Source organism: Dokdonia sp. R86516 (assembly GCF_044596715.1).
Classification (GTDB): domain Bacteria; phylum Bacteroidota; class Bacteroidia; order Flavobacteriales; family Flavobacteriaceae; genus Dokdonia.
The window spans coordinates 3275118-3300167 of record NZ_CP138998.1 but is presented as its reverse complement, the minus strand read 5'-3'; the positions used below and the strand labels follow the sequence as shown (position 1 = coordinate 3300167).

At 36.5% G+C, this 25050-nt stretch carries 27 protein-coding genes; 8 read left to right on the top strand and 19 right to left on the bottom strand.

Features of this window, described 5'->3' with window-relative positions:
• Window positions 1-105: 105 nt before the first annotated feature.
• Together SJY23_RS14780 and SJY23_RS14775 are read right to left on the bottom strand one after the other, a co-directional pair.
• Entirely contained in the window at window positions 106-312 is a 207-nt protein-coding gene (locus SJY23_RS14780; protein ID WP_396596944.1) for a DUF2892 domain-containing protein, read from the bottom strand.
• A gap of 75 nt (window positions 313-387) precedes the next feature.
• Window positions 388-1002, bottom strand: coding sequence for a Crp/Fnr family transcriptional regulator (locus SJY23_RS14775; RefSeq protein ID WP_396596943.1), 615 nt, complete (start codon window positions 1000-1002; stop codon window positions 388-390).
• Window positions 1003-1148: 146 nt separating this feature from the next.
• Between SJY23_RS14775 and SJY23_RS14770 the strand changes: the two genes are divergently transcribed.
• The 3 genes from SJY23_RS14770 (at window position 1149) to SJY23_RS14760 (ending at window position 3869) form a co-directional block, all read left to right on the top strand.
• Window positions 1149-1820 carry a DUF2306 domain-containing protein gene (locus SJY23_RS14770; RefSeq protein ID WP_396596942.1) on the top strand — a complete coding sequence of 224 codons (672 nt, stop codon included), beginning with the start codon at window positions 1149-1151 and terminating at the stop codon, window positions 1818-1820.
• Between the two features lie 78 nt (window positions 1821-1898).
• Window positions 1899-2528: a hypothetical protein gene (locus tag SJY23_RS14765; RefSeq protein ID WP_396596941.1), complete on the top strand. Its 630-nt coding sequence runs from the start codon at window positions 1899-1901 to the stop codon at window positions 2526-2528.
• Window positions 2529-2534: 6 nt separating this feature from the next.
• Entirely contained in the window at window positions 2535-3869 is a 1335-nt protein-coding gene (locus SJY23_RS14760; RefSeq protein ID WP_396596940.1) for a histidine kinase, read from the top strand.
• A 104-nt stretch (window positions 3870-3973) separates the two neighbouring features.
• Here SJY23_RS14760 and SJY23_RS14755 read toward each other — a convergent pair whose 3' ends face one another.
• The 3 genes from SJY23_RS14755 to SJY23_RS14745 all read right to left on the bottom strand — a co-directional run bounded on the left by SJY23_RS14755 (window position 3974) and on the right by SJY23_RS14745 (window position 5791).
• Complete coding sequence (locus SJY23_RS14755; protein WP_035328452.1) at window positions 3974-4819, bottom strand: TerC family protein; 846 nt, start codon at window positions 4817-4819, stop codon at window positions 3974-3976.
• Complete coding sequence (locus SJY23_RS14750; RefSeq protein ID WP_035336426.1) at window positions 4819-5202, bottom strand: hypothetical protein; 384 nt, start codon at window positions 5200-5202, stop codon at window positions 4819-4821. Before SJY23_RS14750 ends, SJY23_RS14755 begins: the two co-directional genes overlap by 1 nt.
• 139 nt (window positions 5203-5341) lie before the next feature.
• Window positions 5342-5791: a helix-turn-helix domain-containing protein gene (locus SJY23_RS14745; RefSeq protein ID WP_396596939.1), complete on the bottom strand. Its 450-nt coding sequence runs from the start codon at window positions 5789-5791 to the stop codon at window positions 5342-5344.
• A 263-nt stretch (window positions 5792-6054) separates the two neighbouring features.
• Here SJY23_RS14745 and SJY23_RS14740 point away from each other — a divergent pair, with 263 nt between their 5' ends.
• The 3 genes from SJY23_RS14740 (at window position 6055) to SJY23_RS14730 (ending at window position 8341) form a co-directional block, all read left to right on the top strand.
• Window positions 6055-7122, top strand: coding sequence for a M14 family zinc carboxypeptidase (locus SJY23_RS14740; RefSeq protein WP_396596938.1), 1068 nt, complete (start codon window positions 6055-6057; stop codon window positions 7120-7122).
• 132 nt (window positions 7123-7254) lie between these two features.
• Window positions 7255-7737, top strand: coding sequence for an Lrp/AsnC family transcriptional regulator (locus SJY23_RS14735; RefSeq protein WP_013751723.1), 483 nt, complete (start codon window positions 7255-7257; stop codon window positions 7735-7737).
• 82 nt (window positions 7738-7819) lie between these two features.
• A complete protein-coding gene (locus SJY23_RS14730) occupies window positions 7820-8341 on the top strand; it encodes a DinB family protein (RefSeq protein WP_396596937.1) in 522 nt (173 codons plus the stop codon).
• Here the strand turns inward: SJY23_RS14730 and aroB are convergent.
• A complete protein-coding gene (gene aroB / locus SJY23_RS14725) occupies window positions 8338-9417 on the bottom strand; it encodes a 3-dehydroquinate synthase (protein ID WP_396596936.1) in 1080 nt (359 codons plus the stop codon). The genes SJY23_RS14730 and aroB overlap by 4 nt on opposite strands.
• 90 nt (window positions 9418-9507) lie before the next feature.
• Between aroB and SJY23_RS14720 the strand changes: the two genes are divergently transcribed.
• Window positions 9508-10677, top strand: a complete 1170-nt coding sequence (locus tag SJY23_RS14720; protein WP_396596935.1) for a proline dehydrogenase family protein — start codon at window positions 9508-9510, stop codon at window positions 10675-10677.
• Between the two features lie 98 nt (window positions 10678-10775).
• Here the strand turns inward: SJY23_RS14720 and SJY23_RS14715 are convergent, their stop codons facing one another.
• The 3 genes from SJY23_RS14715 to SJY23_RS14705 all read right to left on the bottom strand — a co-directional run bounded on the left by SJY23_RS14715 (window position 10776) and on the right by SJY23_RS14705 (window position 12533).
• A complete protein-coding gene (locus SJY23_RS14715) occupies window positions 10776-11264 on the bottom strand; it encodes a hypothetical protein (RefSeq protein ID WP_396596934.1) in 489 nt (162 codons plus the stop codon).
• A gap of 102 nt (window positions 11265-11366) precedes the next feature.
• On the bottom strand, window positions 11367-11738 hold the full coding sequence (locus SJY23_RS14710; protein ID WP_396596933.1) for a hypothetical protein: 372 nt from the start codon (window positions 11736-11738) through the stop codon (window positions 11367-11369).
• Window positions 11739-11981: 243 nt separating this feature from the next.
• Window positions 11982-12533 (bottom strand): SGNH/GDSL hydrolase family protein, encoded by a 552-nt coding sequence (locus tag SJY23_RS14705; protein WP_396596932.1) that lies wholly within the window; start codon window positions 12531-12533, stop codon window positions 11982-11984.
• 320 nt (window positions 12534-12853) lie between these two features.
• On the opposite strand from SJY23_RS14705, the gene SJY23_RS14700 reads away from it, so the two are divergent.
• Window positions 12854-14104: a cation:proton antiporter gene (locus SJY23_RS14700; protein ID WP_396596931.1), complete on the top strand. Its 1251-nt coding sequence runs from the start codon at window positions 12854-12856 to the stop codon at window positions 14102-14104.
• 733 nt (window positions 14105-14837) lie between these two features.
• Here SJY23_RS14700 and SJY23_RS14695 read toward each other — a convergent pair.
• The 10 genes from SJY23_RS14695 to SJY23_RS14650 form a co-directional block, all read right to left on the bottom strand.
• Window positions 14838-15281: a hypothetical protein gene (locus SJY23_RS14695; RefSeq protein ID WP_396596930.1), complete on the bottom strand. Its 444-nt coding sequence runs from the start codon at window positions 15279-15281 to the stop codon at window positions 14838-14840.
• A gap of 686 nt (window positions 15282-15967) precedes the next feature.
• Window positions 15968-17131: a hypothetical protein gene (locus SJY23_RS14690; RefSeq protein WP_396596929.1), complete on the bottom strand. Its 1164-nt coding sequence runs from the start codon at window positions 17129-17131 to the stop codon at window positions 15968-15970.
• Between the two features lie 220 nt (window positions 17132-17351).
• Window positions 17352-17870, bottom strand: coding sequence for a hypothetical protein (locus SJY23_RS14685; RefSeq protein ID WP_396596928.1), 519 nt, complete (start codon window positions 17868-17870; stop codon window positions 17352-17354).
• A gap of 316 nt (window positions 17871-18186) precedes the next feature.
• The gene (locus SJY23_RS14680; RefSeq protein ID WP_396596927.1) at window positions 18187-19353 is read right to left on the bottom strand and encodes a serine hydrolase domain-containing protein; all 1167 of its coding nucleotides are present in this window, start codon (window positions 19351-19353) and stop codon (window positions 18187-18189) included.
• Between the two features lie 646 nt (window positions 19354-19999).
• Entirely contained in the window at window positions 20000-20320 is a 321-nt protein-coding gene (locus SJY23_RS14675; RefSeq protein WP_396596926.1) for a hypothetical protein, read from the bottom strand.
• A 57-nt stretch (window positions 20321-20377) separates the two neighbouring features.
• Window positions 20378-20947, bottom strand: coding sequence for a hypothetical protein (locus tag SJY23_RS14670; protein WP_396596925.1), 570 nt, complete (start codon window positions 20945-20947; stop codon window positions 20378-20380).
• Window positions 20948-21518: 571 nt separating this feature from the next.
• On the bottom strand, window positions 21519-22007 hold the full coding sequence (locus SJY23_RS14665; protein WP_396596924.1) for a hypothetical protein: 489 nt from the start codon (window positions 22005-22007) through the stop codon (window positions 21519-21521).
• 762 nt (window positions 22008-22769) lie between these two features.
• On the bottom strand, window positions 22770-23576 hold the full coding sequence (locus tag SJY23_RS14660) for a hypothetical protein (protein ID WP_396596923.1): 807 nt from the start codon (window positions 23574-23576) through the stop codon (window positions 22770-22772).
• A 553-nt stretch (window positions 23577-24129) separates the two neighbouring features.
• A complete protein-coding gene (locus SJY23_RS14655) occupies window positions 24130-24429 on the bottom strand; it encodes a type II toxin-antitoxin system RelE/ParE family toxin (RefSeq protein ID WP_396596922.1) in 300 nt (99 codons plus the stop codon).
• The gene (locus SJY23_RS14650; protein ID WP_208155460.1) at window positions 24416-24673 is read right to left on the bottom strand and encodes a type II toxin-antitoxin system ParD family antitoxin; all 258 of its coding nucleotides are present in this window, start codon (window positions 24671-24673) and stop codon (window positions 24416-24418) included. Before SJY23_RS14650 ends, SJY23_RS14655 begins: the two co-directional genes overlap by 14 nt.
• Between the last annotated feature and the right edge of the window lie 377 nt (window positions 24674-25050).

Genomic DNA, 25050 nt, shown 5'->3' with positions numbered 1-25050 from the left:
ATAGACAGTGCTCGTTTTAGGATAATTACGATACCTATTTTCGCGAAAGCGTATAAAAAACAAACCCTCATCATATGACTTGTGAGGGCTTGCGATGTAAGGGGGTTATTTTTTGGCTCTGTAGGTACTCAGTTTAAATGGAGCATAAAGCGGGCAAAATGAGATAAAACTTGTCGCGATAAATACTAATGCTAGAATGCCTAGTATAATGGCAAAGGTGCCATTTATAACGTGGGTTGCATAAAGTATACCTATTATTACCGCTGCTCCAATACGTAAACCGCGGTCTAGATTTCCCATATTCTTTTTCATAATGTGTTGTTTTAGATAATAATACAGCACAAATGTAATGGGAGCTTTTCCATTAAACGGTGACTATGGTCACACTTACTTGATTTTTATGGTGCGTCCCTCTTGGGTGATATGATTTTCGGCCTCTAGTTTTTTTAAAATCCTGCTTACTACTTCTCGAGCAGTACCTAAGTCTGTGGCTATTTCTTTATGAGTGATATGTAATGTTTGAGAAGAGGTTACACGTGTTTTTTCTTTGAGGTAATCTAGTATGCGGGTGTCCATCTTATCAAACAGGAGGTGGTTTACGGCATTCATCATATCAAGATAGCGAGCATCATAATTTTTAAAGAAAAGGGTGTTGAGCGCTGGATAGGTTTTAAGCCATAGTTGTACATTTTCGACAGGCAGAAGGAGCAATGTAGCCGCTGTCTCTGTGATAGCATAACCACGGCTAGGTAATTGTGCGATTCCAGAAGAAAAAGAAATAATACAACTCTCTGCTGGATGAATGTAGTAGAGCAGGAGCTCTCTATCTCCATAACGAGAGTACACTTTTACAAGGCCTTCTATCACAATAGGTATAACCTTTGCATATTGTCCCTCACGTAGTAACTCTGTTTGAGCAGGGAGCTCTTTTATGATGCCGTGCGTGTTGATTTCTTCTATAAGTTCTGGATGAAATCTAGGGAAAAGCTCTTTTACAATCATAAGTAAATGTACTGGTTGATACAAAACTACAACTCGGTAGCTTATTTGTTCAATTGGGTCGTAAGGTTTTTGTAATCCTTAAGTTACGGTTCATATTTGTAGTGTAAATCAATAGCCGATATCCTCAACATCAAAATATATCAATTATGGACTATGCTACTTTCTTTAAGATATTTATCACGCTACACGCAGTAGGTGGGTTTATTTCTCTCATTTCTGGTACTACTTCTGTCATAGCTCGTAAGGGTAATGTGTGGCATAAAAAGTCTGGGATGATTTTTTATTATGGGATGCTTACAGCAGGTATTTCGGGTATTGTGGCTTCGCTACTGCCAGATCATAACAATCCATTTCTGTTTGTGGTAGGACTCTTTAGTGTATATCTCGTGCTTTCTGGGTACAGAGCGCTTAGGTTTAAGAGCGTACGCAAAATGACAGATCTACGCTGGGACAAAGTTATCTCTTGGTCTATGGCTATTATAGGTTTAGGTATGATAGGTTACGGATTGTATCTCGTTTTTAAAAGTTTTACAATGGGCTGGGTGCTTGTGGTTTTTGGCACCATCGGCTTACTTAACGCCATAAATGATTTAAGAGCAATGCGCGATTTACAGCTATTGCGCAAGAAGTACTTACGACTACATATAGCAAAAATTTCTGGGGCATACATTGCTGCTTTTACAGCCTTCTTTGTTACAAATAGCGTATTACCGTCATTGTTGAGTTGGCTATTACCTTCGGTTTTTGGGATTATTTTCATCTCTTACTGGATGCGTAAGACGAGACTTGGCAAGAAAATTACAGCTGAGACTGTATAAATGACAATTGGGTAGATTACGCTTTCGCGAAAGCGTACTTAAAACCATCTTTACATCATCAATCAAAACAACACTATTATGAAACACTTACTTATTATTATCGCATTATGCAGCAGTACCTTCCTTGTAGCTCAAACTAAATATGAGCAGGGTATGCGCAAAGCAATGGAACTCTGGGATCAAGATAAACTTGATGAAGCTTCAAATCTTTTTGAGCGTATCGCAACGGTAGAAAAGGATAACTGGTTGCCCTCGTACCACGTGGCACAAATAGCCATTGTGAAGAACTGGCGAGATTTTGAAAACCAAAATGAAACAACGCTTAAAGTTAATGGAGATAAGGCCCAGGAGTATATCAATGCAATGCGTACGATAGAAAAAGATAACCCGTATGCAGATTATCTACAAGCGCAACTATATACCGTGTGGGTAGCTTATGATGGTATGAAGTATGGAATGAAATTTGCCGGTACCATAGGCGAACTGTACCAGAAAATGGTTAAGAAAGATCCAGATAATCCAATTTTTATAGCAGATAAGGCGCAGTGGGATATGGGGAGTGCAAAGTACTTTGGCAGCTCAATAGAACCGTATTGTGCAGAGTTAAAGCACGCCATTGAGCTTTTTGCTACCTTTAAACCTGAGACGGAGTTCCATCCCAAAGGCAATATAAAAAGAGCTTTAGAAAATGCAGAGGCTTGTAATTAAGAAGAAATGAAGTATTATCTAACAGAGTTTGCAAAGGCAAATATTGTAGGCTTAACCATATTTATCGTTCATAGTATTATACTGTACGTGCTGGGTAACCCTTGGTATGGAGATGGAGTAATAACCTTTTTTATCCAAAACCAAATCTTTTCTGTAGCGCTGTATGCAGTAAATACGATGGTTATAGTAAATTTTAGAAAACGTTTTACCGCTACTCTGTGGAATTTTAAGGTGCTTACTTATGCGCTTATTGCGCATATTGCTGTGACTTTAGTTACGGTGTTTGTACTGCGATTACTACTTATCACAAGGTATTACAACATTCCTTTAGATCAATATTGGGCTAGTGAAGGTCTGGAGGATTATATATTTCCTTTTATAATAACAGCTGTCGCAACTACCTCGTTTTATGCGGTGAGTCGCTGGAAGAGAAAGCAAGAGAGTAAAGTAAAGGAATCTAAAATTATTGCAGGAGCCGCCTCTGCAAAATTTGATGCGCTTAAAAATCAGCTGGATCCTCATTTTTTATTCAACAGTTTAAATGTGCTGGCAAGTCTTATTGAGGAAAACCCTAGACAGGCAACCAAGTTTACCACTTCGCTTTCAAAAGTATACAGATATGTACTGGAGCAAAAAAATAAAGAACTAGTACCGCTAGAGGAGGAGCTTGCCTTTGCTCGTACGTATATGAATCTTATTAAAATGCGTTTTGAAGACAGTATTGTGGTAGACATACCTGAGCAATCTTCTCACTCAGAGTACAAGGTGGTGCCGCTATCGTTACAATTACTATTAGAAAATGCCGTAAAGCATAACCAAGTAACTCCTTCAAATAAGCTTCATATAAGAATCTATGAAGAGGGAAATACGCTATATGTGACTAATAACATCCAGAAAAAACAAGTAGTAAAGAAGAGTAGCGGTGTAGGTTTACAAAACATACGCCAGCGCTATGGCCTGCTCACGAGTAGTGATGTTGTTATAAAAGATGATGGTGCAAACTTTCAAGTGGGTGTGCCGCTACTTACACAAGCTGGACAAGCTAGTTTTGAACCTAAACAAACAGAGTATCTAGAGGATAAACGTTATCAACGTGCAAAAAAGAAAGTAGAAGATCTCAAAGGATTTTACATACACTTCACTATTTATGCGATTATGGTGCCTGTCTTTATTTATTTTAACGTGATGTCTACCAGTTTTCCTTGGGCACTTTTCCCTATTCTAGGATGGGGCTGGGGCGTTGTAGGTCACGCCTCTGAGGTGTATGGATGGAGCCCTATATTTAATAAAACTTGGGAAAAACGTAAGATAGAGAGACTTATGGATGATGATGATTTCTAAGTTGCAAAACTAAGCTCCATTAAATAGTGCGATGATTTATCATATAAAAAAAGTGTCTTTAAGCCGTAGCTTAGAGACACTTTTTACATTCTGTAAGAAAGATGTTAGTCCTTTTTGAGGTGCTCTACATTTTTCTTCATTTGTATTTGTGCTCCAGAGTCCTTTGTTTTCATTGCTCTGTATTTGAAGTTTATAAACTCTACCAGTAATGAGAAGGCAATCGTAAAGTATAAATAACCCTTAGGGATGGCTCCTACGCTTGATCCAAAGATTTCTAGGTGTGATAGGTGCGCGCCTTCTGCAATAAGCATAAAACCTATTAAAATTAAGAATGACAGCCCTAAAATCTGTAAAGATGGGTGCTTTGCAATAAAGTTTCCTACAGGGTTTGCAAAGAGCATCATTATCCCCACAGAGATAACAACTGCTATCACCATAATGATTAATGCATCTGTTGGATTGTCAGAGAGTCCGTTAGTCATTCCGACAGCCGTAAGTATAGAGTCAAAAGAGAATACAAGATTAATAACTGCAATCTGTACAATAGCATTACCTAGCGTAGTAGAGCTCTTTTTTGAAATCTCTTCTTCTTCTAGTCCTGTTTCATCCACCTTCTCGTGTATCTCGTGTACAGACTTCCAGATAAGGAAGATACCTCCTGCAAGAAGTATAACCGCTTGCCAGCTTATCCCTCCTGTTATCCAGCTTGCGTTTATATGCCAGAAAGGAGCACTTAAGGCCACAAGCCACGATATCCCAAAAAGTAATGCGATACGCATACCCATTGCAAGTGCAAGACCAATATTAGTCGCTTTTTTACGATCCTTTTGCGGAAGCTTTTCTGCGGCGATAGATATGAAGATGATGTTATCTATACCTAATATGATTTCAAGAAAGGTAAGCGTAAGCAGTGCAATCCAAGCATCTGCAGTGGTAAGAATGTCAAACATTAGTTAGTCGTTTTTTTTGCGGTTCCGCGTTGTTTGTTGGTTTCTCCTACGAGGGAGTACTCAAAGGTATAAAAATCTCCGTCAGTAGCTATGATTTTCATATGGAGTGCTTTTTCCTCACTCATACTTTTTGGGTTCAACTTCTTAACGATGTACTCACAATCATTAATCCATCGCACAGAAGAGGAGTCTGCTTTACCTTTATAGTAATCAATCTCTAGTGTGTCGTTACGTTCAAAAGTGGTTGCTACGAGCTCTCCATCTAGTAGGGTTTCAAAAGTAAATGTGCCTGTTTTAAAATCTTTACAGCTACGTTCTGGGCTCTCACAGCTTAAAGCGAAAACACTAAATATTACAAAAAAAGCTTTCCATTGATTCTTCATAGATTACAAAAATAACACAGGGGCGTGAGTAATTAATAGTAAGTCTGAAGATATTTTTATGAGGATAAATAGCTGAATATTTCTAGTCAAAAATCATCTCACTTTGAGGCGGTTTTTTGAGATGTTGAAGAGATGGTTTTTACATCTCATAGCTCTCAAAAGTTCCATCTTCTAGAAAAATAATCACTCTCTTAATAGGTGATTTTGAGGAGGAAAAAGCAGTGATATTTTTGAGTGTTTTTTGCTCCATGTTTGATGGTGGAGTAGCACTTGTCTTTGATGCGAATTCTTGACTATATTTTGAAGGCGCATCAGGTGATAAATTAGTGTCAGTTGATGGGGTAGGAGGGGTGGTTTTTGGACTTGCTTTTGTTCCGTAAAGAAGCCATTGTAATTCCACTTCTGGGAAGGTTGAAACTACGGTCATCACAAAGTCTAAACTTGGCTTATTTCTACCAGCCATGAGATGAGATATGGTAGCTCTTCCTACTTGCATTTTTTCGGCAAATGCGGTTGCGCTCAATTCGTTTGCATCCATGATTTCTTGGAGGCGTCGCGCAAATTTTTTGTTATTTATAAGTGTTTCCATTTGTATACAGCAAAGATACGTTACAAATGTAAACTATGAGTATTCTTATCTATAAAAGTCGTTTTAGTTGTATTTGAGTGTTTAATCAACACTTTAGTTTTGAGTGTTTAAATATCTGAATTTAAATATATAAAGAGTAAAATAGTGAGATTTGGTTAAGTTTGGTGAAATTGTACGTCGCTACGTTACTACTGTATATAAAACGCACTGTTTACAATTGTAAACAGTGCGTTTTAGTGAAGAGTTGTAAAAAAAGTATCTTTGTGCTCCAAAGAATACATATGGAGTTACCTGAGTTATTACAATTGTTTTCACATAGCCGAGAAAAATCTATTTCTGGCAGATATATATCACCAGATTTTATCACCGATTTTGTCTCTCAATTATCGTCAGATTTTACGATTGATACACTAGGTCATTCGGTAGAAAATAAACCTATTCATTCGGTAGTTTTCGGTACTGGGAAAGTGAAGATTTTTATGTGGTCACAGATGCACGGAAATGAATCTACAACCACAAAATCTATGCTTGACTTTTGCCGTTTTTTAGAGCAAAAAAAGGACTCGGATTTTTATAAAAAAGTGATTGAAAATTGCACCTTTTTTATGATCCCAATGCTTAATCCAGATGGCTCAAAAAACTGGACAAGGGTAAATGCAAATGATGTAGATCTTAATCGAGATGCACAAAATTTGAGTCAGCCAGAATCAAAAATTTTGCGTGATGTTTTTGATACTTTTAAACCTGATTATTGTTTCAATTTACATGGGCAAAGAACCATTTACGGTTTTGAAGAAACAGGTAAACCATCTATACTTTCTTTCCTCGCACCCTCGGCAGATGTGGAGAGGAGTTTCACATTTTCGCGAAAGCGGTCTGCAAGTGTAATCGCTCATATCTTTAAAAATCTCAAAGAAGATCTTGATGGGAATATAGGGTTGTATAATGATGCGTTTAATAATAACTGTGTGGGTGATGCTTTTCAAGAAGCTGGAGTGCCTACTGTATTATTTGAAGCTGGTCACTATCCAGATGATTATGCTAGAGAGAAAACTAGAGCCTATGTATTTGCAGCGTTATTATATGCGATTGAAGCTTGTAGTAAGGAGCTCGATTATGATATAAGTGCTTATAAAGAAATCCCTGAGCATAGTGCTTGTTATGTTGATGCACATGTAAAAGATGGAGAAGAAAAGCGTGGGGTCTATTATGTAGAACGAGTAGAGGATGGGGAGATAATTTTTGAACCTACAATGCTGGAGGCATCTCTGAGCAATGGTAAGTTTGCTCATGCTATACTGGATAATGCATCTGCGTTTAAACTTCCCTAATAAAAATCGATTTAATGCCCTTTTTTAGGGGTAAAATGGCTGCGATAACGTTATCGTGAATTAGATTAAAATATTACAGAATAATCAGTATTATTCTATTATTTTTGCATTATACTCAAAATATACAGTTGCATGGCAAAATTTAAATTAGACGAGGTAGACCACCAAATTCTCGATATGCTTATCGAAAATACGAGAACTCCTTTTACAGATATAGCAAAAAAACTTCTCATTTCTGCAGGTACTGTTCACGTACGTGTTAAGAAAATGGAAGAGGCTGGAATCATTACAGGTTCCTCATTAACACTTGATTACGGAAAATTAGGATACTCTTTTATTGCTTATGTAGGAGTATACATTAATAAGACATCACAAACTACATTTGTACTTGAGCGCATCGCTCAGATTCCTTTTGTAACTGTGGCTCACGTAACTACGGGGAAGTTCAATATCTTCTGTAAGATACGTGCAAGAGATACGAATCATGCAAAGAATGTAATATTCTTACTTGATGATATTGATGGTGTGTACCGCACAGAAACGATGATATCTCTAGAGGAAAGCATCAATGATAAAAAACGATTAATGCACTCTATCTTTCAAGATCTAGTGTAATTACAATAAGACTTCATTTACTAAAACCCTTTCTCTATTGAGAAAGGGTTTTTTGTTACTTTTAGATTTTAAAACAAACAAGATGATACACACTAGCGAGCTTAAAGCAGGAGAGTATAATGAATATTATAAACAGTACATAGACCAAGTACCTGGCTCGCTAGGAATCGCTCAAGCGCTTGAAAAAGGTATGGAGGAAACTAGAGACTTCTTCACCTCGCTTTCTGAGGATGAGTTGTTATTACGTTATGAAGCAGGGAAGTGGACTCCTAAGGAAGTGTTGCTGCATCTTATAGACACAGAGCGCATTTTTAGCTATCGCGCATTACGTTTTTCTAGAATGGATAGTACGCCTTTACAAGGTTTTGAGCAAGATGATTTTGTGTTGTCTAGTGATGCAAACAGTCGCACTATAGACTCTCTAATTGCTGAGTATGTGGCTGTAAGGCAGTGTAGTTTATTATTATATGCGTCTATGACAGCGGAGACTATAGCAAACATAGGTACCGCAAGCGGAAGCCCTATGAGTCCTCGCGCAGCGGCTTTTATCACAGCTGGGCATGAGCGTCATCACATTAGAATTATTAAGGAGCGCTATCTTTAATTTGTAGTGCTAGCTTGGTAATAATCAAAGGCTGCGTGGATAAGGTCATTTGAGACTTGTTTATCGATTACAGGTTTTCCTATGCTTTCTAGAAGTACGAAGTTTATTTGTCCATTGCTGTTTTTCTTATCGTATTTTAAATACTCGATAATGGAGGTTATATCCGCTTTCGCGAAAGCTACCGCATCATACATATCATTAAAGGTTGCAGTAATTTCTTCTAGTTCATCCTGTGATAAACCTGAAAGCGCCACCGAAATGAAACTTTCTAAAATCATCCCAATTGCAATGGCTTCCCCGTGTAACAAGGTGGTTCTATCTTCAGATGCTAGACAATACGACTCAATGGCGTGACCTAATGTGTGCCCATAGTTAAGCGCTTTGCGAATGTTTTGCTCCCGTGGGTCTTCTATAACAATATTATTCTTGATGATAATACTCTCGTAGATGAGTTGGCTCAAGTCATCTGTAGTCATGGCGCTCAAGTCTTTGAGCTTATCCCAATACGTTCTATCTGCCACGAGACCGTGCTTGTACATTTCTGCGAGTCCAGAACGTAATTCTTCTGGAGGTAAGGTTGCAAGAAAGCCACCGTCTATCAATACCATCTGCGGATTGTTAATTACCCCGATTAAGTTCTTCAATGCACCTAGATCCACACCAGTCTTACCACCTACACTAGCATCTACCATTGATAGTAAAGAGGTAGGAACGTTTATAAAATCCATACCACGTTTAAAAGTGCTTGCTACAAAACCACCAAGGTCTGTGACAACCCCACCACCTACATTTATAATAAGTCCTTTTCTGTCTGCATCTAGATTTGCAAGTGCATCCCATACACCAGTACAGGTTTCTATAGTCTTATTAATCTCGCCATGAGGAATCTCTATAACCTCAATAGGAATCTCTGTGGCGAGATTACCTAAAAACGGTGCAAGACAATGCTCGTGTGTATGCTCATCTACGATAACGAAGATCTTGCTGTAGTTGCTCTGTAGTAGTAATACATTAAGGGCATCATATCCAGATTCATTAAAAACGATGTCGTAAGAAGCGGCTTGTATGGCAGTCATTATTTTTGAAATTTTAACGGTTGCAAATTACTCACTTTTGAGTAAAAAAAGTTTAAAGTGGGTGTATATTTGTGTAACAAATATATTGATATGCAAACCTCTCTTTTTGAAAATACTGAAACTGCATTTGCTCTTAAATCAGATAGCGAACTAGAACGCGCTTACTTTTTATTTAAAATGATTTCTAAAGAACCGCTTGTGCGCATAGGTACAGCGGCTGCTCGTTTTGCACTAGGTGCCAACTTACCAGTAGAAGGTCTTATACGCTCTACGGTCTTTGATCATTTTTGTGGTGGTGTAAATGAGCAAGACTGTATGACCTCTGTAGATAAGCTGTATAGTGCAAATGTATGCTCTGTACTAGACTACTCTGTAGAAGGAAAAGAAGAAGCAGCATCTTTTGATGAGTGCATGAATAAGGTGATAGGTCTGGTGAAGTTTGCAGATGAGAAAGAAGCGATGCCTATTGTTGTTTTTAAACCTACAGGCGTTGGCCGTTTTGCTATCTGGCAAAAGCTTACCGAAGGAGAAGAACTAGATGCCAAAGAGCAAGTAGAGTGGGAGCGCATCAAAGAGCGTGTAAACGCAATATGCAAGATTGCTTACGAGCGTGATGTAGAAGTATTGATAGATGGAGAAGAGTCATGGATGCAAGACGCGGCAGATGATCTTGTGGCAGAAATGATGGCACTATACAATAAGGAAAAGCCTATGGTATACAACACACTACAGTGCTACCGTCATGATCGCTTAGACTACTTAAAGAAATTGCACCTAGAAGCCCGAGCTCGCGGATTTAAGATAGGTATAAAAGTTGTGCGTGGTGCTTACATGGAGAAGGAGAACAAACGAGCAAAAGAAAAAGGATACCCAACCCCTATATGCGATAGCAAACAGGCAACAGATGAAAACTTTAATGCTACTACGCGCTATATCATTGAAAACCTAGATGACATATCACTTTTTCTAGGAACGCATAACGAAGACAGTTCGCTACTCGCTGTAAAACTCATGGGAGAAATGGGAATTGCAAAAGAAGACAATAGAGTATGGTTTGGACAGCTTTATGGAATGAGTGATCACATAAGCTTTAATCTAGCTAAGGAAGGCTATAATGTAGCAAAGTACCTTCCATTTGGCCCAGTAAAAGATGTCATGCCTTACTTGATGAGACGAGCAGAGGAGAATACCTCTGTAGCAGGACAAACTAACCGCGAACTCGAATTACTCAAAGCAGAGAAGAAAAGACGCCGATTGTAAAATAAGCGTTATTTAGTTAATTTACACAGAGAAGCAACCACTTATTACTAATTAAATAAAAATGAAAAAGCCCTATAGATTTTATAGGGCTTTTTTCTTTAACTAGCTATCTGTAGCTTTTTATTAATGAGTGTACTCCAACTATCTGCAAGTTGTAGTTCGCCGTTAAGCTGCATATTATCTACGTCATATAATGTGAAGCTTACTTCTCGTTCGGTGGCATTTGATGGTGTAAAAGCCAGTGCTACGCGTTCTGTGATAGTAAGTTGTTCAGCGCCACTTTTTACATTTCTATGCGCTTTTACTGCCTGGCAGTTCTTAATAGTGGATAAATCTACAGAGGATGATTGTGCTTGTCCATTACTCTCCTTGTAAAAGAAAATGGCATTCAACTCTTTATCTCTTCCTATCACAAAATCTCCACAAAACTCATAATCACTTATGGTGTGATTATGAGCGGTTGCGATATGATTAAGTGCTTGTAGCATTTTATTTTCTTTCTTCTTTTTATTGATGGCCATGATAACAAATGGCACGATACAAATTGCTACAATGATTGTTCCTACGGTAATACTTCCTAAATCCATGATATTGTTTTTTTTATATTGATATACTGGGCATTGCAATTATTGCAATGCCTTATTTGTTTTCCAGAAGCAATTACTAGCGCCTGGAAGCAATACAAAAAATTACCAGAAATAATGGAAAGGAAAGATGTGATCTGCCTTACGATGATGTATTAAAACATTGATCGAGGTCTTTGTGTACTGAGCATACGTACTGCTAGCGAGTGCATTTGTAGTATGGGATAAAGTTCCACAGCTAGAAACGAAGGTCTTGAGATGGGGAACACTAATACTACTCGGCGCCTCTATCACAACTTCAGACTGCGGTAACTCTCCAACAATAATTGCCGAAACTGCTGCAGTTACTTTTTCTGTAGACGAAGAAGTAGTAGTATTATCACTTAGATTAACAAATGATGTATCCATAGCACTCATTGCAATACTGCAAAGAGCGACTAGAATAAATACACTTATATGTCTCAGAGTTGTTTTCACGCCGCAAATGTAATTTAGTTTTTAATACGGAAGTTTAATTAATAAAACTTTGTGAGTGATTTTAAGAGTTGACATTCAATATTAATGGGCGTTTAGGAGAAAGTAGCGCTTTTAATAGAACAGTATGTGATTAGAGAAGCACTATTGGGGTTGTTGTTACGCTTTCGCGAAAGCGTACTTAAAATCAATCATAACTAATAAGAGTTGGCATAAATTTTAAAACAGCAATGTTGTGTTTTAAGACTAAAATAAATGAGAGATAATAGTAGCAGCAGCGGCTTTACTCCCTTTAAGCGAGGGATGAAAACCATCAGGTCCATAGTAATCATTGCTCTTGCTAGAGTTGAGATACTCTTTCCAAGTAATACCTACGGGAAGTATGATGGCGTTGTTGATAGTTGCGGCATCATGATAGTTCTGTATGACAGTGTCTTGGGTGTGGTGATACTGTAATGAGGGCCATACCATAAAATAAGCAAGCCTAGCATGGTGTTTATTACAAAGGGCAGCATACTTTTTACCATAGTCAATAAGCATGTCGCGACCTTCTTGTTGTGAAGACGGTCCTTGCTGGATGATGACATAGTCATACTTGCCAGTGGCGATGAGCTGCTGTATGTTGCCATCATTCCAGTGATCTTCAAGTGCATAATTAGGCAATGCAACCATGTGTGTCTTAATCTTTATACCCTTGGTTTTCGCATGTGATTTTACAAGCTTTGGCAAATCATTAGTGTACGTAAGGCTATTGCCTATAAACAAGATGTTTATTGTGGTGTCTTTAGTTTCAGGCAATGTATTACTTGCCCTAGTAGTTGCACTGAAGCAAATACAAAATAGGAAGATGAGGTGCCGCATAGAGGTACAATAAAAGTCTATTATTAAAAATCATACTGTGATACTCTAAAGATATCCAGATTTTAGACACTGACCTATACTTGTCTCATCCGTTATGAAACAGACGTATAGAAAACTTAACAAGCTTTTATGGCACTAGTAGCGCTATTATTTTTAACATTGTAACGTGCCAGCTGGCTCTACACCTATAAATTAAATACAACATAGCAGTGCTACTATCCATGTGATAGAAGACTTGCGATTTAAGAATAGATACTATGGATTATTACATTATTATAGCAGCTTTGATATTTCTTGCAGCTTTATTTGGGTTCATAAATGCGCGTTTTCTTAAGTTGCCTACTACCATAGGGCTTATGCTCATCACCATTGTTTACACCCTAGCTGTTTTCGCTTTAAGCTATTTTGATGATACCTTACTCAAAGCCGAAATACAACTCATTAAAGAGATAGACTTTGAGAAAGTCCTTATGGATTATATGCTTAGTTTCCTCCTATTTGCAGGAGCGCTACACACTAATTTTGAACAACTCAAAGTGCAGCGCTGGCCTATACTAGCCTTTGCAACCTTAGGTGTGCTTGTATCTACATTTCTAGTAGGGACACTTGTGTTCTACGTGCTGCAGCTACTAGGTATGGAGGTAGACTTTATTTACTGTTTACTTTTTGGGTCTCTTATCTCGCCTACAGATCCTATTGCCGTACTTGGGATTCTTAAAAAAGCCAAAGTGCCTAAAAAACTAGAAACTAAAATCGTGGGAGAATCTCTCTTTAACGATGGGGTAGGAGTAGTGGTGTTTTTGACCATCTTTGGGATTGCAAGTGCAAAAGACAGCCCTGTGACACCGTTAGATATCTTGACGTTATTTGGTCAAGAAGTACTAGGAGGAATACTGCTAGGAATGATTATAGGGTGGATCACGTATAAAATGATGAAATCTATAGATGATTTTAGTACAGAAGTGATTATCACACTTGCGGCTGTGATGGTGGGTACAGTGCTAGCAACACAGCTGCACCTTTCTGCTCCACTAGCGATGGTAGTTGCCGGATTATTAATAGGGAATGATAGAGTGCGCACAGCCGCAATGTCTGAGACGACAGAGCATTATGTAGATAAATTCTGGGAGCTCATAGACATCTTGCTCAACGCTATTTTATTTGTACTCATAGGGATGGAAATGCTCATTCTCACCTATCAAAATAGTTATTTACTTGCCGGAGTAATCGCCATACCTCTCGTACTCATAAGCAGGTATATATCATTGTGGTTACCTATAAGGGTCTTTAAAGACAAGCTCGATTTTGTGCCAAAAACAAACCTCATAATGACCTGGGGCGGACTACGAGGCGGGATTTCTATAGCACTAGCGCTCAGTCTCTCTGAAGATATGTACAGAGATATGTTTCTCGTGATGACTTATATTGTCGTGGTATTTTCCATTTTAGTACAAGGACTTACGGTAGAGAAACTTGTAAAAAGTACCTCAATGTCTCAAGCCGACTAGTATTCTAATCATAAGGTAAAGCTAAACGTCCTATCTCCTTGTTTAGGGTTGAGGTAATAACGCTTTCGCGAAAATATGAATGGGTGATGCTATTTCTGTTTTTTCCAGATAGTGAAATGGAAATCATTGTTTTTGTAACCATTTCCTGATTTCCTTCCTTAATGAAATTTCAGGTTTAGGCAACGGAATTGATTGTTTAGCCTGTTTACTTTTATTGAATTTTGAGAAAGTAATCTTATGTTTTTTCCAAACTTCTGGATACAGCTCTAAGAACTTATTAAAGAAACTTTGTTCATTTACACGCCCTTCTATCTGCGATAGTACCTCTTTAAATTTTCCCTCCTGATCTATAAACATGTTGCTATTGCCCTAAAATGAATTAATGTGGTAAGTTATCTCATTAATGTAGTCTAATGATGTAGCTAACTTGGATATGGTTTATTGTAAGATGAAGAATATATTCTTTGGTTTTGGCCTTATCTTTTTCCGCCTTTGCTGTTATTCAAAAATCATAGACCATAGATAGTCTTTTATCATTAAAAACATAAAAATTCCAATTCCAATGCTTACGAAAAAAATCCACTTCTTTTTTTGAGCACTTTGTTCCATATTATAATTGTTTTGAGGTGGTTACCCCCAATTAATACCAACAGATCCGTATAGCCTGTCCTGAGCTTGCCTAATGGATACGGTGATGTGGTAGGCGTACTCTGTTAGTTGCTAGTAGAGCCGTCTACTCGATTGGCAATAATAATTTTTCAGTTCTGTTATCAGTAAAAATGGATTTCGAGTTTTCAACTAATATTCTAAGAAGCTTATTTATATCAGAACTATCTATATCCTCTATTTGAAATTCAAATTTTCGTTCACTGTTTATTTTGACTATTAACTTATTATCATTGATATTTATCTTGTCAATTTCATTAAATTTAATCGTTCTATCAGTTATCAAATTAAGCTTAATCACAATTCCTAATTTATTATACTCTACATAATTTTTATACCAAAATCTTTTGCTGAGCATAATAATCAAAATCACAAACCCTAAACTTGCAATCAGTCCATTTTTATAGTTTAAAAGTAGTCCGAAACCTACTGATAAACATAACGATGCTAATATTAAAAGAGCAATTCTAGTCCAATTCCAAGATAAATTTTCAAAATTTATTTTTTTCATTTTCCTGTTAATGTTTTAATTAATTTATAAGCATATAAAATTGCGATTAATGACATTATTCCGCAAATTAAATATTCCGATTTTGAATAATAACTTATTCCGCCTATCATTCCGAATGCTGTCCACAATAGATTAGTCAAAATTTCAGTTTTATTCAATTTGTTCATCTTTTCCTGTTTTTCGGTCATATTATTGTAACCAGTCCACCGTATAAAGTGAGAGCGGCTCTCGATAGTTATCGGGATTGCTGTTTTGCTTTAACGTATGGTTTTATTTGTTCGATCTAAATATACAATGAATTTTGAAATAATTTTGCTGTACGTAGCGCTTTCAAAAATGTAAGTGATGAATACGCTTTCGCGAAAGCGTAACAATAAAAAGTTGCAAAGTGTTAGTTACTGGAGTCTCATCACGAAGGTGGTTTATCTTGAGATAAAAAACATGTCTTTTGGTAATCGTTCGTCGCGTTTATAAATAAGAATAGTTGCGGGTTTGTATGCGAGCATTTTTTTCCGCCGACGATACAGCAAAATCTCTTATCATTTTCCTTAGTTAAAAGTGAAAATTACGGTTTTGTAGATTTCAGAAAACATGCAAAAGCTTCGAATAACATCGAAGCCAATATTGCATAACATAAACCAGTAACATTTCTTTAGATCAGTTTCTTATTGTTCGAGATATTTCTCTTATTGAACATAGATTTTAGATATTTTATTGCCATTGTATTCGGCAATATATAATTGGTTGCCATTAAGTGCTAATCCCCTTGGGCCAGATAATCCCGTTACTACATCTGTTACAGTAGTCGTAGTTGATGTAATATCAATTTTAGATATTTTATTGCCATTATATTCGGCAATGTATAGTGTATTACCATCAAGTGCTAATCCTGAAGGGTGAGATAATCCTGTCGCCACATCTATCGATGTAGGTGGCGTGGTTGAGATATCGAGTTTAATAATTTTATTAGCAGTTCTTAATGCTATATATAAATCATTGCCATTTAGTAATATTTCATCAGGTCTTACGCAGCAATCGAGTATCGTTACATTCTCAAGCGTAGGATTTGCAATTGAAATGTCGAGTTTATTAATTTCATTAACATCTGGTGCAGTAACGTATAAGTCATTTACATCAAATGCTAATCCCGAAGCTCCATTCGTTCCTGAAACTACAGGTGTTACAGTAGGTGTAGTTGCAGTGATATCCGTTTTAGAGATAAGGTTAGCCTGAGGCTGTGAGATATATAATTCGTCACCAGAGATAGCTAGTCTGAAGGTAAACAATCCTGTTAAAACATCTGTTGCGTTAGGGTTAGTAGCTTCAACATTTATTTGAGATACTTTATTAGCACCAACTTCGGCAACGTATAAATCATTTCCATCAAATACTAATCCAGCAGGGTTAGATAATCCTGTCACCACATCTGTTGTTTGAGAAAATAAATCAATTGTAGTAAAACTAAAAATGCCACTTTCAGTTGAATTTCCATCGCTATCCTTAGCTATAACTTTCCAATAAAAAACTTGCGGAAATTCTAACGGGTCAATAAGTGTAAATTCTGTTTCTACTAAGTTGGATGCTATTACTGTATTTGGACTAGGACTATTATCCAATACTAAATCGTAAGTGACTGGATCATTATCTGAATCTATTGACGCATTCCATGTTAATGTAGGTGTTAGAGCTACATTTATTGCTTCATTACTTACCGTTAAAAGTGAGAACGAGTTTGGAGCACTATTAACTGGAGTTATTGTCATTTCCTCATTACTAGACTCGTCACTTCCACAACCGAAGATTGTTAAAATTGCAGCAATTACTAATAGAAGGTTTAGATTTTTTTTCATTTATTTAAATGTTTTACAACAGGCACTGCATAATTAGAGTGCGACTTCTGATAAGCATCGAGAATACTGCTATGCTTTATATACTTTTTTATTTTGTCTAAATATACAATGAACTTTGGAGTTGGGACTTTGTAATTAGACAATTAATTTTCGATCAAACAAAAACGCTCTGTGTTTTTTATAAAATTGTAGATAGGTTTTTTTACTTACATTCTTATGATTAGAAATGATTCTTATTATCATCAGCATATTTACGATATAAATCTCGCATAAATCCATCTGGATAATTGGAAAAAGCACTGTCAAATTCCATCATTTTTTCTTCACTCACTTCATTAGAAGTTTTGAAAAACCAAGTATTATCTTTGGGTATTAAATCTATAGCTAGATTAATTATTTTGGCAGACTCGGTTGCGCCAATTTCATTTAAAGATATTACTACCTGCTCTTTGTGTTCAGGAAACCATTCTTGTAGAAAACTTAATATACTATCTGCTTGTCCCGCATTTTCTAAGTGCATACAAAGAAATAAATTCAGTTGTTTCTGATTTAGTGAATTAGGGTCTTTATTATATCTCTTTACTAGAATTTCATGTAATGCGATGGAGAAATCAGAATTATCACGCAATGAAAACAGACCTTTAATATCTTCATTACTCACAATTTCATTTCTTTTTTCCAATTGTTGCTTTATTGCATCTGTCATCCACGAAAGTCCATTAAATGAGTTTTTTTCCATAATTGAGAGTTTTTGTAGGCTTACTTGTAACAGACCACTGCATAGAGCGATTACAACTCCCGATAGCTATCGGGATTGCTGGATAACCTGTATTTATTTGCTTATTAATTAATGTCTAAATATACAGTTATTTGTGGTTCTGTCGCCGCGCGTAGAGCCTTAACTAATACTCATCGTATTTGCAAATAAGCTCTTAAAACAAGTCTGTGCCATCATAAAGTCAGGAAGAACTTTTGATGAAAACTATAGATCAATATAACCTCAAAATTCCGTTTTAATTTAACCAAGGTAGACTGTTTATCTACCTCAATGGGTCTTAATTAACATCTAACGATTGTTCTTTATTAAGAGAAACAAGTATTTTATTAATCATAAAAGATTCATCCCAGCTAGAGGGCTTTTCACCTATGCGCACAAGGACAATATTTTCTTCTGGAACAACAATTACTTCTTGGTTGTGAGTGCCGTCTATTAAAAAATTCTTTGCTAGAAATGGAGATGTTCTATCCTTTTCACGATTTCCTCCAGATTCATAATTTAGCCATATTTGAAAGCCATAATCTTTCTCTAGGGTACTCTGTGTGAGCATCTTTGATATCCATGGTTTTGGAATTACTTGTGCTCCGTTCCACATACCATTTTGTAAAAGTAACTGTCCTATAATCATCCAGTCTTCTGCTTGTGCAAAATAACAACAAAATGTTCTAGGCATCCCATCCTCTTTATCAAGCCACCATCCTGCATTTGCAGCTCCTATAGGTTTCCATAACCTAGAAGAAGCATATTCTTCTAGTGGCAATTTTGTAGCTCTTTCAAGGATAATTCCTAGGAGCTGTGTATTTGCATTATTATATTCAAATGCCGTGGCAGGTTCTTTACTTAAAGGTATTTTAAGAGCTGTATCTTCTACGTCTGTACCCATATACAGACTTATAACGTCTGAAAATATGTTCTGCACATTATTGTCCACTCTCAAACCAGATTGCATCAATAATAAATCCTCAATAGTAATAGTGTTTCTTTTGTCGTTTTGCCATTCTGAAATATATGTAGAAGCTAGCTCTTTCTCAGACGTTATGTGACCCTCATCGATAGCTATTCCTATCAATATAGAAGTAATGGTTTTTGCCATAGACATCGAGTTTGATGTTGACTCTTTAGTCGTTCCATTATAGTATTTTTCTAATTGTAATCTACCATTGTGTAAAACAAGTAAGGCATTACTATGTTGACTTTCTGCATATGAGCTAATTTCATCTAAAACTATTTTATCAATTGTTAAGCTATCAGTTAGTACGTAGTTTGTCGTGTTATCTCCTTCTATAATGGCTTTAGGTGTATACCATGCTGAATTTGAAATCTCCTCGTTAGCAGGATAAGTAACGACCCTTTTTAAAAGGGTGTAATTAACTACTACAAAAATTCCCAACAGCAAGAGCAATATTGCAATAAGGTTAAGTATAAATTTAAAAATTCTTTTCATCTGTTCTGTATTTTATTTCTGTATGGATATTAAATAGCAAAGGTTAGGGGCTATACATTATGAGTGTTAAAATACTACTGTTAAATGTAAAAAACCGTAATGAGTGTTCAATAAATTTTAAGGGATATGGTGCGTAGCATAATGTAAAATATTAATAATGTAAGCACGCTTTCGCGAAAGTATAACAAAAGCAAGAGATTCAAAAATATAGTGATAACAGTGAAAAATAAGCTATCAAAACAAGCCTTTGCCACCATAAAATCAAGACGACCCTACGATGAAAATTATAGATCAAAATTAGCTTAAAAGCCTGTGCTGAGCTCTGTAGAAGTAGGCTTGTTCTTACCTCAGTTCTTTGTTGTCTGCAGTATTTATTTCGACTAAACAGAATATAAAAATAGACTTAAAATTATTAATTCCGTTATATTTAGGGTTATCTTGTTTTTTAATAATTAGCGATAATGAAAAATCAAGAAATATTCGAATAACCCGACACCAATTCCCACTGTCATTGCTATCAATCCATAGCCGAAAGGGTCATTCACAGCTTTGAAGTCAAAAATCATTATTAAAAGACAGAACAAAATTAAGAGAACTGAAAAGATGGTAAGTACTGAAATCTTTTTTAATAATAACTTTTTCATAATCAATAAATAGGCGCGTCAAATTTCACAATCGTTGTGTCCTTTTCCACAATAAAGTCAATCCAATGGTCAAGTGAGCCTCCATTTGTATAATATCCGCCACCTCTTTTTTCCTTTTTTCCGTCCGCACGAGTAAAAGTCAGCGAGTAAGCTCCATCAGCCTTATTCTTCTGCATTGATAAAAATTCAGTCGTACTTTTATTTGGTTCTATTCGGTCAATTTTTATGATGTCAATTCTTTCAGTCGTTGTGAATTCAACATTCGTTATCGGTTCGTTTGTGTTGTTTTTTATTTTTACTTCAATTCCGTCATCTTTAAACATAAAGCACGAATTTAAAGTTAAGCACAAGATTAAATATAAAATCCTTTTCACGCCTTCTTAATCTGTTTTTATAAATTCCAAAACTTCATCCATTGTATCGCTCTTTGCGTGAACTTTTAGTCGATTTCCATTCGTTTCCACAATTTCGCAATAAATTTTCTTTCCAATTACGCTACTCACGTCTTTTGGATGATTTAAAATCTCTTTGTAAGTCATTGTATATTCACAATCCGAAGTCCATTCAATTGCGGTTTTCACTACAATTTTGTCATTTGGATTTGTCTCAATTTGCATATTTTCAGTCCGCACAATTTTCTCAGGCATTCCTTCTTTAGCGTAGCGAAATTTGCCAGTTTTAAATTCGGCACAATTATTTTCTTGTGCACAACTGCTCAATGTTAAGAGCAGAATTATTAATGTGAAAGCGGTTTTTTTCATATTGTTGCCAACAGGCCACTGCATAAAGCGAGTGCGGCTCCCGATAGCTATCGGGACTGCTGGATAGCCTGTATTTGTTTGTTTATTAATTGATTGTCTAAATATACAGTTATTTGTGGTTCTGTCGCCGCGCATAGAGCTTTCAAATCCCGATGTACTTCGGGACGCTTTATGCTGTAGTTCTTGCATCCGACGAGTGAGGTACGAGCGAGAGGAATGCACAAGCGCAACAACGTTTCGCACTTTCTATGTTTTAGATGTACTCTTTGGACATTTTTGAGCCCTGCCTCCGACGAGCATAGCGAGAGGAAGGCCTCAAAGAACCGCTTAGTTATGCCATAACCAATATTCAATAGAAAGACATCAAGAGCTTTAAAATCCTAGCGGATTTACTCGCACTCGATCTATGCCCAACTCTTCGATATTTCAATGACTTTTGAGGTGTTCTGATTTTGAAGCGGAGCCATACGACGGCGGGAATTTGCAAGTATGCTACTGCCTTGGATGTGACTTATCTTGAGATGAAAAACAAGTCCTTTGGCAATCAGCCGTCCACGGTTTGAGCTATGAACAGTACGGGAACAAACTAGCGTTTGCTTTCCGCCACGCACATAACAAAATCTTTTTGTTTTGTTTTTTCTTTTCCTTGTTTAAAGCAAAATCCGAAAGATTTTGCGGACTTCATAAAAATATGCAAACCTTTCGTTAAAGCCCGCAGCCCGCATTGTTTATAGGTTTTGTTGTGCTTAGTGTTTTTCCATCAATGCAGGAACTTATAAAGGTCATAGGTCGTTAGTTTAGCAATTAAATATGGCATAAATCCCAATGTTAGAACTCCGATTACCTTAAATTTATTTTCTGTCAGTTTTTTAGTAAGATTGATAATTCCAATTTTACTTTTTAATTTATAGAATGATATAGTAATTAAAATCAATAGTAATATCTTTTCTCCAGAAAAGTAAATCGTTGAAATTCCATATTGAATTATGTCAATTATCAAATAGATAATTAAAGGAAAAGTTAGGGGTAATATCAGGTAATTATTTTCAGATTTTTCTCCAACAAATTTAATCCCGATTAGCAAACACAATATTCCGCCAACGATTTTTGTATAAGCTATTATAATTGGAATCATATAAACCCACAAAGCTCCAGGTGTCGAATATTCGTATAAATAATAAAAACCTTGATAGGAATATAGAAGACCAAAAACTAACCATACAAATCCGATTATTTTCTCAGTTTTCATTTTTTTCAACATTAAGCACAACAGGCCACTGCATAAAGCGAGTGCGGCTCCCGATAGCTATCGGGACTGCTGGATAGCCTGTATTTTTTTGTTTATTAATTGATTGTCTAAATATACAGTTATTTGTGGTTCTGTCGCCGCGCGTGGAGCTTTCAAACTTGCCTCTCTCATCATCGACGAAGGAGCTTGCGACTGAGAGAATGATGCAGGATGAGATTTACAATAAGGCACAACATTCGCTTTATGCTGTAGTTCATGCATCCGACGAGTGAGGTACGAGCGAGAGGAATGCACAGGTTGCAACAACATTTCGCGCTTTCTATGATTTAGATGTATTCTCTAGACATTTTTGAGCCCTGCCTCCGACGAGCATAGCGAGAGGAAGGCATGAAAGAACCGCTTAGTCATGCCATAACCGATAATCAATAGAAAGACACCAAGAGCTTTAAAATCCCTGCGGATTTGCTCTAACTTGATCTACACCCAACTCTTCGATATTTCAATGACTTTTGAGGTATTCTGATTTTGAAGCGGAGCCATACGATGGCGGGAATTTGCAAGTATGCTACTGCCTTGGATGTGGCTTGTCTTGAGATGAAAAACATGTCCTTTGGCAAACAGCCGTCCACATATTTGTGTATGATTAGTGGCGGATTTTCAAGCACTAACTTTCCGTTTAAACACAGACCTTTTTTATATTTACTTACTTTTCTTTTAGCGATTAAACCGCTATTATTTTTATACAATGTTAGGCAACGTATTTTATTCAGTTCCTCTGTATTTTGCATACCTCACTTTCATTTCTTGTTCAACTCCAGTACTATTACCAAATCCTCGGATTTTCTTTAGTGTTTCTTCGTATTTTGGGTGTAATCCGCCATCACAAACTATCTTGTCAATTTCATTTTCAAAAACTAATACTCCACGTTGGTAAATATGAATTATTAAAACTTCGGAATTATAATGCTCAATACTATTTTTCCGACGAACATAGTAGTAACCCATTAATTTCTCATTAGGAAATCCATATTTATCCGTCATTTGGTCAAAATCTGAAATGATTTCCGAAGCTCCATTAATTAGTTCATCCAAAGTCAATTCAATTTTTCGAGTTCGCCAATCGTGATATGTACTGTTAAATTCTCTGTCACGATTGAGTAATGCTACATAGCTATTTCTTAATTCTTGGTTGTAGTTTTCTTTGTAATAATCCGAATAAGTGTTGAAATTAGCATTAAATGCATCGTACCATTCAGATTTTTTGTGATACCTGAAATATTGTAAAGGAACACCGCCTTTTGCTAATCGCATTGCAATCTGTTCGGCCCATTCATTATTCTTTTGTTTTTGAGCAACCGCTAAAGCGAAATGCAAATCTGCTCCAAAAGGATGTTCAGTTTTGGCAAAGGCAATTTTTAAATTCTTTACCACCTCGTTATAATTTTTGTCAGAATAATTTTTACGAGCCAATTCTACCAAAGGATAATATTCCTTGTATTCACAATCTTGGGCAATTGATTTTGCTGTAAAACTCAGAATTATCAATATTAGCAGAATGTGTTTTTTCATATGTTGCCTAACAGGCCACTGCATAAAGCGAGTGCGGCTCCCGATATCTATCGGGATTGCTGGATAGCCTGTATTTGTTTGTCTATTAATTGATTGTCTAAATATACAGTTATTTGTGGTTCTGTTGCCGCGCGTGGAGCTTTCAAACTTGCCTCCGACGAGCATAGCGAGAGGAAGGCATCAAGGAACCATTTGGTCACAACATCACCGTTTATCTATAAGAAGACACAAAGAGCTTTAAAATCCTTACGGATATACTCTAACTTGATCTATACCCAACTCTTAGATATTTCAATAACTTTTGAGGTGTTCTGATTTTGAAGCGGAGCCATACGACGGCGGGAATTTCCAAGTATGCTACTGTCTTGGATTTGGTTTATCTTCAGATGAAAAACATGTCCTTTGTCAATCAGCCGTCCACGGTCTCGACTATGAGTAGTTGCGTGGGTTTGCATTAAACTTTGCAAGTACATACCAAACTGAAAATCCGCGAGGATTTTTAGAAGTAGGCGAGAACGAGCAATTACTTATAGCCATTGTTGTGTGCAGTTTTTTATTCAGTTATTCTTTTCTTTAAGTCCATTCTTTCGTGCAATATTCTTGTTATCTCAACATAATTTTCATTCAGAGTTCTGTAAAATATTATATGTCGATTTGCCTTAACTCCGAGAAGTTGCTTTGATATTCCTTCGTAGCTTTTTCCAAAATCAGGATTTTCTGCAATTTCTAGACAATTAGAAATTAGTCCATCGTAATATTTGTCAGCTTGTTGTTCAGACCAAACCTCAAACGTATAATCCCAAATTTTTGATAAATCCTCTACAGCTTTGTTTGTCAACTTATATTGAGCCATTCGAATGCTTTTTCGCTTTTAGCGATTCAAGATGTTGTTTTGGGTCGAAGTCGTGAGCTATTCCGCTGTCAATTCCTTCTTGTATTGCAGTTTTCAAAGCTATTACTTTACTTTCTTCTTCCTCTAAAAGTCTTAATCCAGCACGAATGACTTCGCTAACGTTTTTAAACCTTCCTTCACTTATTCTGCTTTGAACGAATTGGTCAAAATAATTTCCGAGTGATATTGATGTGTTTTTGTTCATTTGATTACTAATTTTCTCAAATATACCAAAAATTGGTATAAGAGCTAAATTTTCCCAAATTGCACACAGCAGGCCACCGCATAAAGCGAGTGCGGCTCCCGATAGCTATCAGAATTGCTGGTTTGCTTTAATTTATGGTCTTGTTTGTTTGATCTAAATATACAATGAATTTTGGAGTTGTGTGCCGCGCGTAGAGCTTTCAAACTTGCCTCTCTCATCATCGACGAAGGAGTTAGCGACTGAGAGAATGATGCTGGATAAGATTAATAATAAGGCACAATATTCGCTTTATGCTGTAGTTCTTGCATCCGACGAGAGAGGGACGAACGAGAGGAAAGCACACTTGCAACTACGTGTGAGCTTTCTATGTTTTAGAT